Consider the following 15,543-nt stretch of genomic DNA (forward strand, 5'->3'; position numbering starts at 1 on the left):
TTTAAAATGGAACGACTATAATGAGATTAAATGGCACATTGTAGGCATATTTTATCATTTGTAAATAGCAATCCCCTAATAAATAGGGGATTGAATGGTTTATTCAGTTTCTTGAATATAATCTTCAATAGGTTTGTTATTAATCAGCGTTTTTCCGTTGGCTTGATGATATTCAAGCACATAACGATTGTCCATAAGTTTAAAATAAGGATTGAGTTTATTGTTTGGTTTTATGCTATGTGCGAGATTTGCCCAAAAATCATAAGATAAAGATTGTTGATTTATCTCATCAATTAAACTCGCTGGAATTGAAAGGCGAATATCCGTTGTAGAATTTTCCAATTTATCGCCAAACATTAATAAATCGGCACGCATTTTATTTGGAATAGCCGGTATTTTGGCATTGAGTACGGCTGTAATTTGCTCGGTATGATGATTATCTGATAATCTATTTAAAGTTAAATCAAGTTTAGCTTGCTCAACATTAAGATCAAATTCAGCAATGGCTTGGCTAATTAATGTGTTATAAGCCTGTTTATCAAGATTATTTATACAAGTCAAAGAAAAAAGTGAGTTAGTACAATAATAAATAGGATATAACTCGGAAATAGGCGATATTGTTGCTGGAACAGATAAACGAATTTGACTGATATCCAGATCTTCATTCTCTATTTGCAACTTATCAATATTGGCTTGAATATTAAAGGCTATTTTATCTTGCTCAATAATATGGTCATGATAATTTAGCACAATATTTTCTAAATTGAATTTATCTTTTTCTGATAATTGTCCAATTTTAATTGTGGAATAACTCTCGGCTTGATAGTGCTTTGCTAGCTCTAACAGTTTGTGAATAAATTCTGGATCATGGGGAGTATTGATATTTTTGAATAAATATTGTTTTAATATAGCAATATGCCCAGCAAGATCGAACTTATTGGTCTTATGCTCAAAAGACAAATCTTTAATGCGAGTTTTATAAGGAAAATTTACTTGGGAAAGTGTTAAATGACTATAAATATCACTGAGCTTTGATTGATTATTAATACTAAGCTGATATTGCAAGTTATTTATTTCTGGGTTTTCATCTTCTCGTTGTTCCGTTATTTTTTTTACAGCGAACGACCAATCAGCTTGTTTATTATTAAATAAATAATCAAATATAACATGAGTAATTTCTTCTAATTTTTTATATTGCTCAAGATTATCCATGGACAAATCATATAAGTTAAGTGCTTTTATTTTTTCATAAAAATTAACTTCATTAGGAATACCAACTTGATTAGATTGTAGGGCAATATGTTGAAAAGAGGTTTGATTATTATAATTTAAATCATCAATATTTAAAGATAATTTTAAGTTATAAGTTTGTTGTTCATTAAAGGATTTATCCAATAAATAAACAATATTTTTGAAATTAAATTGATTATTTTCGCCATTAATAAAATTTAGGTTAGAAAGATGAACATTGGCTTGAATAAGATCATAACGATGATCGCCCATAGGCTGTAATAAATAATTACCCGTTAATTTGCCAAATTCGGTAACAGAATCATAATTAAACCCAGTAAGTGCGGTCTGAATTTCCACAAATTTTGTTTTTGAGGCAAAATTTAATTCTGTTTTAAGTAACTGATTAACATTGGTAAAATCACGGAATTTCGTTTGCATGGTGGATTGTAAATAATCACCCACCACAGAAAAACGACTATTAATAATATTTTCATCAATAGTAATATTTAGTTTTTCATTTAATTTACGAATAAGTGGCTCGGGTAATTCTGATTTAGCCAGTATGGCAAAGGGCAAAGCGGTAAGCTCAGTATGAATAACCTCTATTTTTTGTTTTTCATCGGTTGGTTCAATGCTAAATGTGAGTTCACGAGAAAAAAAGTTTTGTTTAGTTTGTGCAACGTGAACGGTTAATTTATCACTAAAATAATAAGGAAATTGTTGTAAGGTTTGGTTAATTTTATAATTGGTATAGAATTGCGCCCCTGTGGCAAGTAGAGCAGTAATCACAGAAAGATTTAAAATAACTTTTAGTTTTTTATTCATCATTTTTTACCTTAATCCGAAAGAGGACGTTGATATTGCATACTTAGCGAAACAGAATCAGCATAACGCAAAGCAAAAGGTTTCTCAATTTCCACTTCTGCCCATTGCACCCAAGTATGCTCACTGGCAATAAGTAGCACTTCTTTTACTAAGCGTTCAAGTAAGGCAAAATTATTATTTTCTACATAGTCAATAATTTTTTTGGTAATGGTACGATAGTTAAGGGCATCATCAACATTATCTGACAGGCTTGCTTGACCACAATCATATTTGATTTTGACTTGAATAATCACATCTTGCTTATTATTAATTTCTTCTTCTTTGATCCCAATAAATGTACGCAGACGTAAATTTTTAATATGAATAGTTGCACTTGCTTGAGGTAAGTTCATAATCTTGCCTATATAACCTAGATAAAAACGGAAATGATTGTTGTCAAGTATAGCGGATAAACAGATTAAATTCATTAACTCGCCCAGAATTTTGCAAGAAATCCGCTAAAACTTTAGTAAAACTGACCGCACTTTTTTAGCAAAAATGCCGAAACGCCTATCCTATGAATTTTATTCATAAAAATGATGAATTTTTTGAAATTGACACATATTCATCTTCCCTTTAATTTAGACGTCTGAATGGCTAAGAAAAAAGAGGAAATATCCATGAGTTATGCTAAAGAAATTGATGCGTTAAACCAATGTATCGCTGATCTAAGTGGCGATATTAATGTTTCATTTGAGTTTTTTCCGCCAAAGAATGAAAAAATGGAACAAATTTTTTGGCATTCAGTGGATCGTTTAAAAGTGCTTAAACCTAAGTTTATTTCCGTTACTTATGGGGCAAACTCAGGAGAGCGTGATCGTACCCATAGCATTGTAAAATCGGTAAAAGAGCAAACAGGATTAGAAGCTGCCCCTCATTTAACGGGGATTGATGCTACACCAGAGGAACTGGTAGAAATCGCCAAAGATTATTGGAATAGCGGTATTCGCCGTATTGTGGCGTTGCGTGGTGATGAACCAAAAGGCTATACCAAAAAGCCATTTTATGCCTCAGATTTGGTGGCATTATTGCGTTCAGTGGCGGATTTTGATATTTCTGTGGCAGCTTATCCTGAAGTGCACCCTGAGGCAAAATCAGCACAAGCAGACTTAATTAATTTAAAACGTAAAATTGATGCAGGGGCAAATCATGTGATTACCCAATTTTTCTTTGATATTGATAGTTATTTACGTTTTAGAGATCGCTGTGTTGCTACAGGCATTGAAGTAGAAATTGTGCCGGGAATTTTACCTGTTACCAATTTTAAACAATTACAAAAAATGGCTGCCGTTACCAATGTGCGTATTCCTCATTGGCTAGCCAGAATGTACGAAGGTTTAGATAATGACCAAGCCACACGTAATCTTTTGGCAGCAAGCGTGGCGATGGATATGGTGCGTGTACTTTCCCGAGAGGGGGTAAAAGACTTCCATTTCTATACCCTAAACCGTTGTGAACTGACCTATGCCATTTGCCATACCTTGGGGGTTCGTCCAGAGTTGCCTATAACCGCAGAATAAAATTTGTGAAATATTGGTAATGGATAAAATAAGACCTAGGTTTTGCCTAGGTCTTATGCTTTTTATTAGTTAGATAACGACATTAATATTTTCTTGAACATATAAGGTATGTTCCGATCCGCTATATTGGTAGAGATCATAACTAATGCCCTCTATTTGTTGTGAACCTGTTTTGTTCCAAGTACCAGTATCTTGATCTGTATCAGTTTTGATATTTATTTTAAGTTGGTCATTCCCTTTTATGTATATGTCATTGGAGAGATAAGTTGGAAGTACTTGTATGATATTTCCAAATCCAGTTGATTCAGGTGATTCAGTGAAATCAATAATATCTACATTATTTATTTTGGCTAGCAAGTGCTGATTATAAAGGTATCCTTTTACAATAAGAGTATCTCTTCCCTCTCCAGCATGCCATTTAGCAAGGCGACTATAATCGGTTATGGTTAGAACATCGTTACCATTACCCGTAGTTAGATATATGGAACTATCTGAATCTTTAATATTAATAGAGTTATTACCATTACCTAAATTTACATTTAATGGACCCGATGATTTTCCAGCTAGATTTAAAATATCATCACCATTACCCGTTATAATTTGTACATTATCAGGTGATGAAATGGCACTATGGAAAGAAGGGAAGTCAATAGTATTGTTTCCGTCTCCTAAATTTATGATTCCGTAATCTTCAATATGATCAATAGTTATTGAATCATTTCCATCACCACTTTTAATAGTTCCTGTAAGTACTCCAATTTCAAATTGATTGTTACCGTTACCGACATTTATATCACCATGAAAACTTTTTACCCATATATTATCATCACCATCGCCAGTAGTAATGGTTGAGGCATGAATATTAGCAGCTTCAATTTTGTTATCGCCATCGGCTAAATTAATGATGGCATTTTCAATATTTCCTCTGACTATCAGGCTATCATTTCCATCTCCTGTAGTAATTTTGGAATTAGAGATATATTTTCCCACTTGAATAAGGTTATTATCTGTGGTTAATGAGATTTCTTTATCTTTTAATGAAATATAGGCATAATTTGCTTGATTATTGTCTGATAAATCAGAATCCTCAAATTGACTTGTGTTTTCAACGCCAACGACATTAATATTCTGTTCAACATATACGATAGGTTCTAACAATAATTCATTGTATCGATATTGATAGAGATCATAATTAATTCCTTCTATTTGTTGTGAGCCTGTTTTTTCCCAACGGCGAATGTCAAAACCACCGTAACCAGTTAAAACGTCTAGATCGAGTGTAATACCTGAATGACCTTTTATATACACATCATAAGTAAAATTATCAAAATAGCCGCCTTCAATAGTTTGTTCAGGGGCTAATGATAAGTCAATTATATCTACATTGGTTAGATGTTTTCTTAGAAGTAGACGTTCTGGGGCTTGAAATTTACCATGCATAACCAAGGTATCAATATCATCACCTGCATGCCAATAACCGCTCATTTCATCTTTTATTGTTAAAATACTTGCATTGGTTGTGTGTAAAGAACCTCGTAAAGATTTTATAGTAATATTACCGTCAACAACTACTTTTGTTGCTTCAAATTCATCGATTTCAATAGTATTATTACCACCCTCTGAATATAGCCCTCCTTCCATCTTGTTGATAACGACATAATTATCTCCTTTGCCTAAATTTAAGCGACTATCAATATTCATTTCATTAATTTGTACTTTATTATTTCCATCTCCTAGGGTAATGTCTGTATTTATGACATTATTAGCGGAAATTTTATTATTACCATCACCCAAATTGATTTCTTTCGCCTCAATATTGTTTGCGGTTAATGTATCATCGCCACTGCCTGTGAAAATCGTTGCAGAATTATAAATATTGTTGTTTACTGTGATTTTATTATTTCCCTCGCCAAGGTTAATATAATCTACCGCCAAATCATCAGGTTGGGTTGAACGCGAGGCATAAGCCCTAACACCAATATTATTTGCATTAATTTCATCATCGCCATCGCCAGCAGTAATAGTTGAAGCACGAATATCACCTGTAGTTTCAATTTTGTTATTACCATCGGCTAAATCAATGGTGGCATTTTCAATATTCCCATTGACTATTAGATTATCATTTCCATCAGCGGTGCTGATCGTAGAACTAGTGATATTCTCTTCCACTTGAATATGGTTATTGCCACTATCTAACGTAATGGTTTGATTTTCTAGAGAAGGGTAGGAGTAGGATTGTGGTGTAGTGGAAGTATTTTCCGTATTGTCTGTTTGATTAGCTGTTTGGTTTGTAGTGTCGTTTGATGTGTCTGTATTTGTAGTTGGGGCTGTGTTAGCAGATTGGTTATCACTTGAAGCAGTTGTGCCTGATGATTGGTTATTCGTTGGATTAGTGGCATCAGTTGATGACGAGGTTGATGTATTTGAAGAATTATTTTCTACGTTTTGTTTACTTTCATTATTATTTGTGTTACCCCCCCCCATTGCTCGCTAAGGCAACGCCTGCTGCGGCAACAGAAACTAAACCTAATGCCCACCAAGGATTAAATGCCCAACTGGTGCTTGATAAGGCTTGTCCGCCAAGGGTTTGTGTTACGCTTTGTTCAGTGCTTAAGCTACCAATTACGCCCTCGGTAGTGCCTGAGGTTGGGGTATAAGCATAAATTTGTCCATCAGCACCTTGTCCGATAATCAAGTTAGCCTCGCCTGCTACCCCTTCGGCATAATAGGATTGCACGATAATTTCAGGTTTACGGGCATTATCAATGTAAATATGTAAATCTTCGCCAACACGTTGAGCAGAAATTTGTTGCGGACCGAGTTGGGTTTGTTCATCAATTAATTGATAGTTGATATTATCTAATGCGCTCAGGGTAAGGGTTTCGCCTGATTTCACATTAAACGTAGCGATTTCTTGCTTGGCATCAAGTAATTTTAAGGTGGTTGTCATAATATTCTCCTTAAATGAATAAAAGATAAATTGATTTGTTGTCTTTGCTTTATAGATGATGAAGTTTACATAAAAAAGCAGAAATATACTTTATGTTAAAAGTGCGGTAATTTCAAGCAAATATTGCTCAAAAATAAACAGGTTAAACTATTGGGTAACATAAAGATAGCTAATGCCCTCAATTACTGCTACCTTATATAGTAGTCATCCCACTTTAAAATAATACAGCGTTAGCACGCCTCGCCGTACTATTTGTACTGCCTTTATTTTAAATTGAAACGACTATAAAACGAATTATGGTGCGGAATTATGCAGAAAAATCAGTTAATTGAGCAATTTTTAACAGAATTATGGTTAGAAAAAGGCTTATCACAGAATACTATAGCCTCTTATCGTTTAGATTTACAAGCATTATTATTTTGGCTTGAAAGCCAAAAGCTCTCATTATTAGAATTGGATAGCATTGATTTGCAAACTTTTCTGGGAGAGCGTTTGCAACAGGGCTATAAATCTACCTCAATGGCTCGTATGTTAAGTAGTATACGCAAGTTTTTTCAGTATTTGTATCGAGAGAAATACCGAGTAGATGATCCAAGTGCGGTGTTAAGTTCGCCTAAATTACCTAGCCGCTTACCCAAATATTTATCGGAGCAACAAGTAACGGATTTATTGAATGCCCCCGATGTGGACATTCCGTTGGAATTGCGAGATAAGGCAATGCTTGAACTATTGTATGCCACTGGATTGCGAGTAAGTGAATTGGTGTCTTTACAAATGGATAATATTAGCCTTAATCAAGGCGTTGTACGGGTTATAGGTAAAGGAAATAAAGAGCGTTTAGTACCAATGGGGCAAGAGGCGGTACATTGGATTAACGCTTTTTTAGCTTATGGACGAGCCAATTTATTAAATGAGCAAAGTTCCGATGTGCTGTTTCCTAGTCGGTTAGGCTTACAGATGACAAGGCAAACTTTTTGGTATCGGGTTAAACATTATGCGGTTCTCGCACAAATTGATACTGAACATTTATCGCCCCATGTATTACGCCATGCTTTTGCCACGCACTTAGTCAATCATGGCGCTGATTTACGGGTGGTACAGATGTTATTAGGGCATAGTGATCTTTCTACTACCCAAATCTACACCCATGTGGCAAAAGAACGCTTAAAACGTTTACATGAACGTTTTCATCCGAGGGGATAAAAATAAGCCGTTTAGTCATACTATAGTCGTTTCAATTTAAAATGAGACAAGGCGGTACGCCGAAGACAGTACAAGTAGTACGGCGAGGCGTGCCAACGCTGTATCATTTTAAAGTGGAATGGCTATACTAAACGGCAAAAGAAAATTAAAGATTATTCAACCGCACTTCTATCCATTGTTGTTCAAAAGGGGTAGCTTTATTTTGTGCCTGTTGATAGCTTGCTTTAGCACCTGCTTTATCGCCTTTAGCCAGTAAAATATCGCCTGTGAGCAAGTCTTTACGGCTTTGCCAAACTTCACCTTTGACCAGTTTAAGGCTTTCTAATGCTTGATCAAACTGTTGTTGTTGATATTGTACCGCAGCTAAGCGAATGGCGCTGATAGACAATAAAATATCATCTTTTGCTTGTTGCGTTGCTTGTTTTAATGCGGTTTCAGCTTCGGTAAATTGTTGTTTTTCAACTGCATTTTTAGCTTGATCTAATAAAGCAAATACAGCATAACTACTGTTACCATGTTGTTGAACAAGCTCGGCAATTTGGGCTGAATTGTCGGTACCTTGATAAAGAAGTTGTTCATATTGGTGTGAGGCTTGTAACATTTTTTCCTGTTGATAGGATTGCCAATAGCGCCAGCCAAATACCGCCACGAAGGCGATTATTACAGCAATAATGATGACTAAATAATTTTGTTGCCACCAGCTTTTAAGTTGTTCTAAATCTTGTTCTTCTTCTGCGGAATAAGCCATAATTTCTCCTTTTATCCTTGATAATATTGACGCAGATAATCTATCACTGCACTTTGCTCGAGGCTGATTTGTTGATTATTGCTCAATAGGTCTTTGACAATCACTTGGTGGGATTGTACTTCTGTTTCACCAATAACTAAAGCAAATTTTGCACCACTTTTATCTGCTCGTTTGAATTGCTTTTTAAAAGCACCACCACTGCAATGTAACATTGTGCGTAATTGTGGGAGTTCTGTACGCAGTTGTTCTGCGAGTTTGAATGCTGCAAGGGTTGTATTTTCACCACTATGTACTAAGTAAACATCAACAGGTTTATTGACAGGGATTGTTTGATTAACTTCTTGCACCAATAATACGAGACGTTCTAAGCCCATGGCAAAACCTACGCCTTGGGTGGCGTGTCCACCTAATTGTTCAACTAAGCCGTCATAACGTCCACCGCCACACACTGTACCTTGTGCCCCTAATGCAGAGGTTACCCATTCAAATACGGTTTTATTATAGTAATCTAAACCTCGCACTAATTTTTGGTTGATTTGGTAGTGAATACCCATGCTATCTAATAATTGGCATAAATGTGCAAAATGGGTTTTTGATTCTTCATCTAAATAATCATGTAATTTAGGGGCATGATCGAGTAGTTGCTGTATTGCTTGGTTTTTGCTGTCTAAAATCCGCAATGGGTTAGTGGTAAGACGGCGTTTACAATCTTCATCTTGGTTGATAACATCTAAATGTTGTTGAAGAAAATCCACTAAGGCTTGACGATAATTTTTGCGTGCTTCTAATGAACCAATAGAATTGAGTTGTAAGCTAACGTGATCGGCAATGCCTAAGGCTTTCCATAAACGAGCTGTCAAGATAATCAATTCCGCATCAATTTCAGGATTTGCAATGCCAAAAATTTCTACCCCTACTTGATGAAATTGGCGATAACGTCCTTTCTGTGGGCGCTCATAGCGGAACATAGGCCCCATATACCATAAACGTTGTTCTTGGTTATACAATAAACCATGTTGAATACCTGCACGCACGCACCCTGCTGTTCCTTCTGGACGTAAGGTAAGGCTTTCTTCATCACGATCATTAAAAGTAAACATTTCTTTACTGACCACATCTGTTTCATCGCCAATAGCTCGAGCAAATAAGGGTGTATTCTCTACGATAGGCATACGAATTTCGGCGTAACCATAGCTCGCTAAAACTTGGCGTATTTGGCTTTCTACCCATTGCCATAAAGGGGTTTCGTTTGGTAAGCAATCATTCATTCCGCGGATTGCTTGAATCGTTTTTGCCACAATATTTCCTTTCTGTTATTAATTATTAAATAATTCGGTTTTTAGGATCTTGAGTTGCCACTTTGGCACGAATTTTTGCCTCAAGTTGATCGATTAATAGTTCATTATCAAAACGTTCTTTTTGACGTTCGCCGTCAAGATAATAACCACTTTTTTTGTTACCCCCTGTAACGCCAAGATCTGATACTAACGCCTCGCCGGGGCCATTAACGACACAACCAATAATAGAAACGTCCATAGGGGTAACAATATCCTCTAAGCGTTGTTCTAAGGCATTCACCGTACCAATCACATCAAATTCTTGTCGTGAGCAGGTAGGACAAGCAATAAAGTTAATGCCTCTTGAGCGGATACGCAAGGATTTTAGAATATCAAATCCAACTTTGATTTCTTCCACAGGATCGGCAGCAAGGGATACACGTAGGGTATCACCAATACCTTCCGCTAAAAGCATTCCTAAACCTACCGCACTTTTTACCGCCCCTGCTCTTGCACCACCCGCTTCAGTAATGCCTAAATGCAAGGGTTGCTTAATGGCTTTAGCAAGTAGCCGATAAGATTCAACGGCAAGGAATACATCAGAGGCTTTAACGCTGACTTTAAACTGATCGAAATTCAAACGATCTAAAATTTCCACATGGCGTAGCGCGGATTCTAATAATGCCTCTGGCGTTGGTTCGCCATATTTTTCTTGTAAATCACGCTCTAATGAACCTGCATTAACACCGATACGAATAGGGATATTTTTGTCTTTCGCACAATCTACCACCGCACGAATACGATCTTCTCGCCCAATATTACCCGGGTTAATGCGTAAACAATCAACACCATATTCGGCAACCTTTAGGGCAATGCGATAATCAAAGTGAATGTCGGCGACTAAGGGCAAATTAACTTGTTGTTTAATTAATTTAAAGGCTTCCGCAGCGTCCATAGTGGGGACAGAAACCCGTACAATATCTGCTCCCACACGTTCTAGTGCCTTAATTTGTGCCACCGTTGCTTCAACATCGGTAGTACGTGTATTGGTCATAGATTGAACCGCAATAGGGGCATCGCCACCCACAGGCACATTACCCACATAAATTTTTGTGGATTCACGACGTTTAATATTTGGTTTTGCTAACATAATTTTCCTAATTATGATTCAGGTAAACTAAAGCGAGCAACACGTCCATCAACTTTTAATGGTACATTTTGCCCACGATAGGTAATTTTGACATTGCTTGGTGCACCAATAATTAATGAATAATGCTCACCATCATTAAAGTTAAGCACCTCACCTTGTTTATATTCTTTTTCCGCTAAAATTTTTCTATTGGCATTTCTCACACTAATCCAACAACTCGCTTGGGTTACTTCAATTTGCAAGATAGGTTGAGAGTTTGGCTCGGTATTTGATGAAGATGGCTCGGATTGAGTAATATTACTGATCTGTTGAGCTGTAAGGCTTGTATTATCCGAAAGATTATCACTTGTACTTACAGATTGAAGAGTATTCCCATAGGATAAGTTATCTCCTTGGGAAACTTCTGTTATGGCTTCTTGCTGTTTTTCTGCTTGTGGGATAGTAACTGTTACATTATTAGCCTGTGTTGTATCGGCGTGCTCAACAACATAGTTATCAACTAAGTTATCTCGCTCAGCATTGGTTTGTTGGTGATTTTCCCACCACCACAATAAAGTCATACCAATTACCACAATTACCACAAACCAAGTTAAACAGCTAACCCAGCGCCCATGCCCAGCATGGTTATTAACCACTTTTTTAGCACGAGCATTTTTATTTAGATCATTTTTCTCTGTTTCACCAAATTGAATTTGTTGATATATATTTTCGGGTAGCTTTAATAGTTTCGCATAGTTACGCACATAACCACGCATAAAGGTCGCTGGTATCGCAGAATGAATAAATTCATTATTTTCAATATGTTGCAAAATGGAACTGCGTAATCCCACTTTTTGGGCTGCCTCATCTAAAGAAAGTCCCAAGGCTTCGCGTGCTAAACGAAATTGCTCACCGAGGGAAGGCGTATTTTGTTCAGTGAAATCTGGTTTATCTTGCATAATGTTCCAATTCTAATAAGTTTTAATTTAAATGCTAAAGTTTAAATTTGTAAGGATAGTTTTGCAATACTTATCCACTATTATTGCTATAATTTACTCTTTCTTGAGCAAGGGAAATAATGGATTAGCTCGTTGAGGATCCTGTTGTTGTAATTGAGTAAAATATTGTTGTAAACGAGTTTTGTCTTTAGCCGCAGCACTGCAAAGTACCAAATTCTCATAGGTATCGGTTTGATGATAATAATGTGGGCTGTTTAATGCGCGTTCAAATTGTGCATAAGCCTGTTCAAAACGCCCTTGGGCACATAAAAAAGTGGCATAATTGTTGTAACTATCCCCTTGTTTTGGATCAAGTTCAATCGCCGTACGATAAGCCTGTTCCGCTTGGGCAACCTCGCCTTGTTTTTGATAAAAATAGGCTAAAGCAGAATGGACTAAATAATAATTTGGAGCGTGGGCAAAAGCACGATCCAAATTGATTTTGGCTTGTTGCGTATCTTGTTGAGCAAGATAACCTAAAGCCAGTTCTATTCGTGCTTTGGCGGCTTGTTGTTTATTGATTTCTTGGGTTAATGGGCTTGTAGAATAGGAAACACAGCCTAACATCAACATAATAACGAGAAAAACAAGAGAAAATCGCACCGCACTTTTTAGATTAGATAATAAGTTGAGCATATTTCCTCCTGTTATAATCTTTATTGTCACTGATTATTGATGCTGTACACGAATATTTTCACCAAATTGCTTTTTCATGGCATTAATCGCTGTCCGTTTCGTGCGATCGATAACATCGCCGGCTAATTGTCCACAAGCCGCATCAATATCATCGCCACGGGTTTTGCGAACAATAACGGTAAAACCATATTCCATTAAGGTTTTTTGAAAACGATCAATGCGTGTATTTGAGCTTTTCGTATAAGGGGCTTCAGGGAATGGATTCCAAGGAATTAAGTTAATTTTACAAGGGGTATTTTTAAGCACTTGTGCCAGTTGGTGTGCATGCTCAACCCCATCATTAACTTGATTTAACATCACATATTCAATGGTTACCTTACCATGATTTGCGTTAGATTGGCTCAAATAACGATTTACAGCGTCCATTAACATCTTGATATTATATTTTTTATTAAGCGGAATAATTTCATCACGCAATTCATCGTTAGGTGCGTGTAATGAAATTGCCAACGCCACATCAATCATTTCGCTTAATTTGTCTAAAGCGGGTACAACGCCAGAAGTGGACAAAGTAACTCGCCGTTTAGAAAGTCCATAAGCAAAATCATCAAGCATTAATTCCATGGCAGGTACCACATTTGCCATATTTAATAAAGGCTCGCCCATACCCATCATTACTACATTGGTAATAGGTCGTACACCAGTTACACCAAAATTACCTAAAATTTTAGAGGCACGCCATACCTGACCAATAATTTCAGATACCGTCAAATTGCGATTAAAACCTTGCTGAGCCGTTGAGCAAAAAGTACAAGCCAAGGCACAGCCCACTTGAGAAGATACACATAAGGTGGCACGTTCAGCCTCAGGAATATACACCGTTTCTACCTGCTGATCGCCCACTTGCATTGCCCATTTTATTGTACCGTCCGCAGAGCGTTGCTCAACGGCAACTTCTGGCGCTTTAATCTCAGCAACGGCTTTTAGTTTTTCTCGTAATTTTTTATTAATATTGGTCATATTGTCAAAATTGTCTTCACCAAAGTGATAAATCCATTTGACTAATTGATCTGCTCGGAACGGTTTTTCCCCCAATTCTTGCAAAAACTCACGCATTTGTTGGCGAGTAAGATTCATTAAATTGATTTTTTCTGACATAAAAACGCCTCGTTGTTACACTTGTGGCAGAAGTAGAGTGAAAGTTTAGTTAGCCATTGAAGTTGTTATAGCTGTTCCACTTTAAAATAATAACGCATTGGCAAGCCTTGTCTTATTTTTAATTGAAAGGACTATAATCCTCAGCTAACGGCAAAAATAAATGCGAATTGTACTGATTTAGCTCACATTAATCTAGCAGTTTTATTGCAAGATGAAAAAATTTTTGCCAAATAGACCGCACTTTTTGCGATCTATGGCACAAAAGTAACATAAATAGGCTTTAATTAGCTAAAAATCTCAAGCCTTTTTCATCAGCCATTAGGATTGAGGCGGTTTCGCCCCAGTCGCCGAGGACAATGCGACAAAAGTGCGGTGGGATTTGATGAATATTTTGCCGATGGGTATGACCATGGATAATTTGTTCCACCTTAAATTGTTGTAAGATTTTCAATACATATTCTGGGTTCACGTCCATAATCTGACTATTTTTATATTGTTTATCTTGTTGGCTTTTTTGCCGAATTTTATGGGCGATTTTTAAACGTATAGACAGGGGAAGGCATAAAAATAGTCGTTGCAACCATTTTTGTTGTACTCGCTGGCGAAACTTTTGATAAGCCACATCATCAATACATAAAGTATCGCCATGACAAAGCAAGGTTCTTTTTCCATATAAATCAATAATATAATATTCAGGCAATAATTGCAGTTGGCATTGTTGAGCAAATTGTTCACCTAATAAGAAATCTCGATTGCCATGGATAAAATAGCAGGGTACGCCTTGTGCAGTAAGCTGTTTTATTTGGTTTTTAACTTGCTCAATCAAATCTGATTGTTCATCATCACCAATCCAAAAATCAAATAAATCCCCAAGAATATAGACCGCTTGCGCTTTCGGTGCTTGCTGTTGCATAAATTGAGTAAAAAGTGCCGTTAAATGAGGTTGAGCAGGGTTGAGATGTAAATCGGCAATAAAAAAAATGGGTTTTGTCATAGTTAATGATTGATAAGATAAAGTTTATTTGTGATAGTTTATACCCATTTGCTTGGAATTTCGCTATACTTGCGGAAATTTTTTAGTAGGAACGTTAAATTATGTTGAAATTGTGGCGTGTGATCACTGTGGTTACTTGTTCATTATTAATTTGTATTCTAGGTTCATTATACTCTTTTATCCGTTTTAGAAATCCCAATAATGTGAGTATTATGGCTCGTTGGTTTGGACGTTTATATCCCTTGGTGGGGTTAGACGTAGAACATCGTTTTCCCGAAAATGTGAAGGAATTTAGTCCTTGTATTTATATTGGCAATCATCAAAATAATTACGATATGTTGACCATTTCCTACATGGTTATGCCTCGTACGGTAAGTGTAGGCAAGAAAAGTCTTATTTGGGTGCCATTTTTTGGTATTTTGTATTGGGTAACAGGCAATATTTTTCTTGATCGTGATAATCGCAATAAAGCCCATAGTACAATGGCGACTTTAGCCCAACGTATTAATCAGGAAAAATTATCTATTTGGATGTTCCCAGAGGGGACTCGTAGTCGTGGACGAGGTTTGTTGCCTTTTAAAACAGGGGCATTTCATACGGCAATTTCAGCAGGTGTGCCGATTGTGCCAGTGGTGTGTTCAACCACTCATAATCAAGTGGATCTTAATCGTAAAAATAATGGCAAAGTGATTTGCGAAATTATGCAACCCATTGATGTGAGCCATTATAGCAAAGAAAATGTGCGTGAGTTAGCTAATTATTGTCATCAAATTATGGCGCAACGTATTGCCGAGCTTGATGCCGAAATTGCTCAACAAAATAGAACGTAAAAA

Annotated in this window: 14 protein-coding genes; 3 read left to right on the forward strand and 11 right to left on the reverse strand. The window is 36.5% G+C overall.

Going from position 1 to position 15,543, the window contains the following annotated elements; all coding sequences use genetic code 11:
• Positions 1-99 precede the first annotated feature (99 nt).
• Positions 100-2,061, reverse strand: a complete 1,962-nt coding sequence (locus tag A6A20_RS03370) for a YdgA family protein (RefSeq protein WP_279572146.1) — start codon at positions 2,059-2,061, stop codon at positions 100-102.
• 8 nt (positions 2,062-2,069) lie between these two features.
• Positions 2,070-2,525: a dihydroneopterin triphosphate 2'-epimerase gene (gene folX / locus A6A20_RS03375; protein WP_279572147.1), complete on the reverse strand. Its 456-nt coding sequence runs from the start codon at positions 2,523-2,525 to the stop codon at positions 2,070-2,072.
• Between the two features lie 192 nt (positions 2,526-2,717).
• Here folX and metF point away from each other — a divergent pair, with 192 nt between their 5' ends.
• Complete coding sequence (metF, locus tag A6A20_RS03380) at positions 2,718-3,617, forward strand: methylenetetrahydrofolate reductase (protein WP_279572148.1); 900 nt, start codon at positions 2,718-2,720, stop codon at positions 3,615-3,617.
• Between the two features lie 69 nt (positions 3,618-3,686).
• Here the strand turns inward: metF and A6A20_RS03385 are convergent, their stop codons facing one another.
• Both A6A20_RS03385 and A6A20_RS03390 read right to left on the reverse strand, forming a co-directional pair.
• Positions 3,687-6,101, reverse strand: coding sequence for a hypothetical protein (locus A6A20_RS03385; RefSeq protein ID WP_279572149.1), 2,415 nt, complete (start codon positions 6,099-6,101; stop codon positions 3,687-3,689).
• A complete protein-coding gene (locus A6A20_RS03390) occupies positions 6,088-6,567 on the reverse strand; it encodes a hypothetical protein (protein WP_279572150.1) in 480 nt (159 codons plus the stop codon). Before A6A20_RS03390 ends, A6A20_RS03385 begins: the two co-directional genes overlap by 14 nt.
• Before the next feature lie 309 nt (positions 6,568-6,876).
• On the opposite strand from A6A20_RS03390, the gene xerD reads away from it, so the two are divergent.
• Positions 6,877-7,770 (forward strand): site-specific tyrosine recombinase XerD, encoded by an 894-nt coding sequence (gene xerD / locus A6A20_RS03395; protein WP_279572151.1) that lies wholly within the window; start codon positions 6,877-6,879, stop codon positions 7,768-7,770.
• 145 nt (positions 7,771-7,915) lie between these two features.
• Here the strand turns inward: xerD and A6A20_RS03400 are convergent, their stop codons facing one another.
• The 7 genes from A6A20_RS03400 to lpxH all read right to left on the reverse strand — a co-directional run bounded on the left by A6A20_RS03400 (position 7,916) and on the right by lpxH (position 14,710).
• Positions 7,916-8,518: a YfgM family protein gene (locus tag A6A20_RS03400; RefSeq protein WP_279572152.1), complete on the reverse strand. Its 603-nt coding sequence runs from the start codon at positions 8,516-8,518 to the stop codon at positions 7,916-7,918.
• Between the two features lie 11 nt (positions 8,519-8,529).
• Positions 8,530-9,816 carry a histidine--tRNA ligase gene (gene hisS / locus A6A20_RS03405; protein WP_279572153.1) on the reverse strand — a complete coding sequence of 429 codons (1,287 nt, stop codon included), beginning with the start codon at positions 9,814-9,816 and terminating at the stop codon, positions 8,530-8,532.
• A gap of 25 nt (positions 9,817-9,841) precedes the next feature.
• Positions 9,842-10,945: a flavodoxin-dependent (E)-4-hydroxy-3-methylbut-2-enyl-diphosphate synthase gene (gene ispG / locus A6A20_RS03410; RefSeq protein ID WP_279572154.1), complete on the reverse strand. Its 1,104-nt coding sequence runs from the start codon at positions 10,943-10,945 to the stop codon at positions 9,842-9,844.
• A gap of 11 nt (positions 10,946-10,956) precedes the next feature.
• The gene (locus tag A6A20_RS03415; protein WP_279572155.1) at positions 10,957-11,883 is read right to left on the reverse strand and encodes a helix-turn-helix domain-containing protein; all 927 of its coding nucleotides are present in this window, start codon (positions 11,881-11,883) and stop codon (positions 10,957-10,959) included.
• Positions 11,884-11,976: 93 nt separating this feature from the next.
• Complete coding sequence (gene pilW / locus A6A20_RS03420) at positions 11,977-12,558, reverse strand: type IV pilus biogenesis/stability protein PilW (RefSeq protein WP_424585409.1); 582 nt, start codon at positions 12,556-12,558, stop codon at positions 11,977-11,979.
• 33 nt (positions 12,559-12,591) lie between these two features.
• Positions 12,592-13,716 (reverse strand): dual-specificity RNA methyltransferase RlmN, encoded by a 1,125-nt coding sequence (gene rlmN / locus A6A20_RS03425; protein ID WP_279572156.1) that lies wholly within the window; start codon positions 13,714-13,716, stop codon positions 12,592-12,594.
• 280 nt (positions 13,717-13,996) lie between these two features.
• Positions 13,997-14,710 carry a UDP-2,3-diacylglucosamine diphosphatase gene (gene lpxH, locus A6A20_RS03430; protein ID WP_279572157.1) on the reverse strand — a complete coding sequence of 238 codons (714 nt, stop codon included), beginning with the start codon at positions 14,708-14,710 and terminating at the stop codon, positions 13,997-13,999.
• Between the two features lie 101 nt (positions 14,711-14,811).
• Here lpxH and A6A20_RS03435 point away from each other — a divergent pair, with 101 nt between their 5' ends.
• Positions 14,812-15,540 carry a 1-acylglycerol-3-phosphate O-acyltransferase gene (locus tag A6A20_RS03435; RefSeq protein WP_279572158.1) on the forward strand — a complete coding sequence of 243 codons (729 nt, stop codon included), beginning with the start codon at positions 14,812-14,814 and terminating at the stop codon, positions 15,538-15,540.
• Positions 15,541-15,543 lie beyond the last annotated feature (3 nt).

Source organism: Volucribacter amazonae (assembly GCF_029783845.1).
GTDB classification, from domain to species: Bacteria; Pseudomonadota; Gammaproteobacteria; order Enterobacterales; family Pasteurellaceae; genus Volucribacter; species Volucribacter amazonae.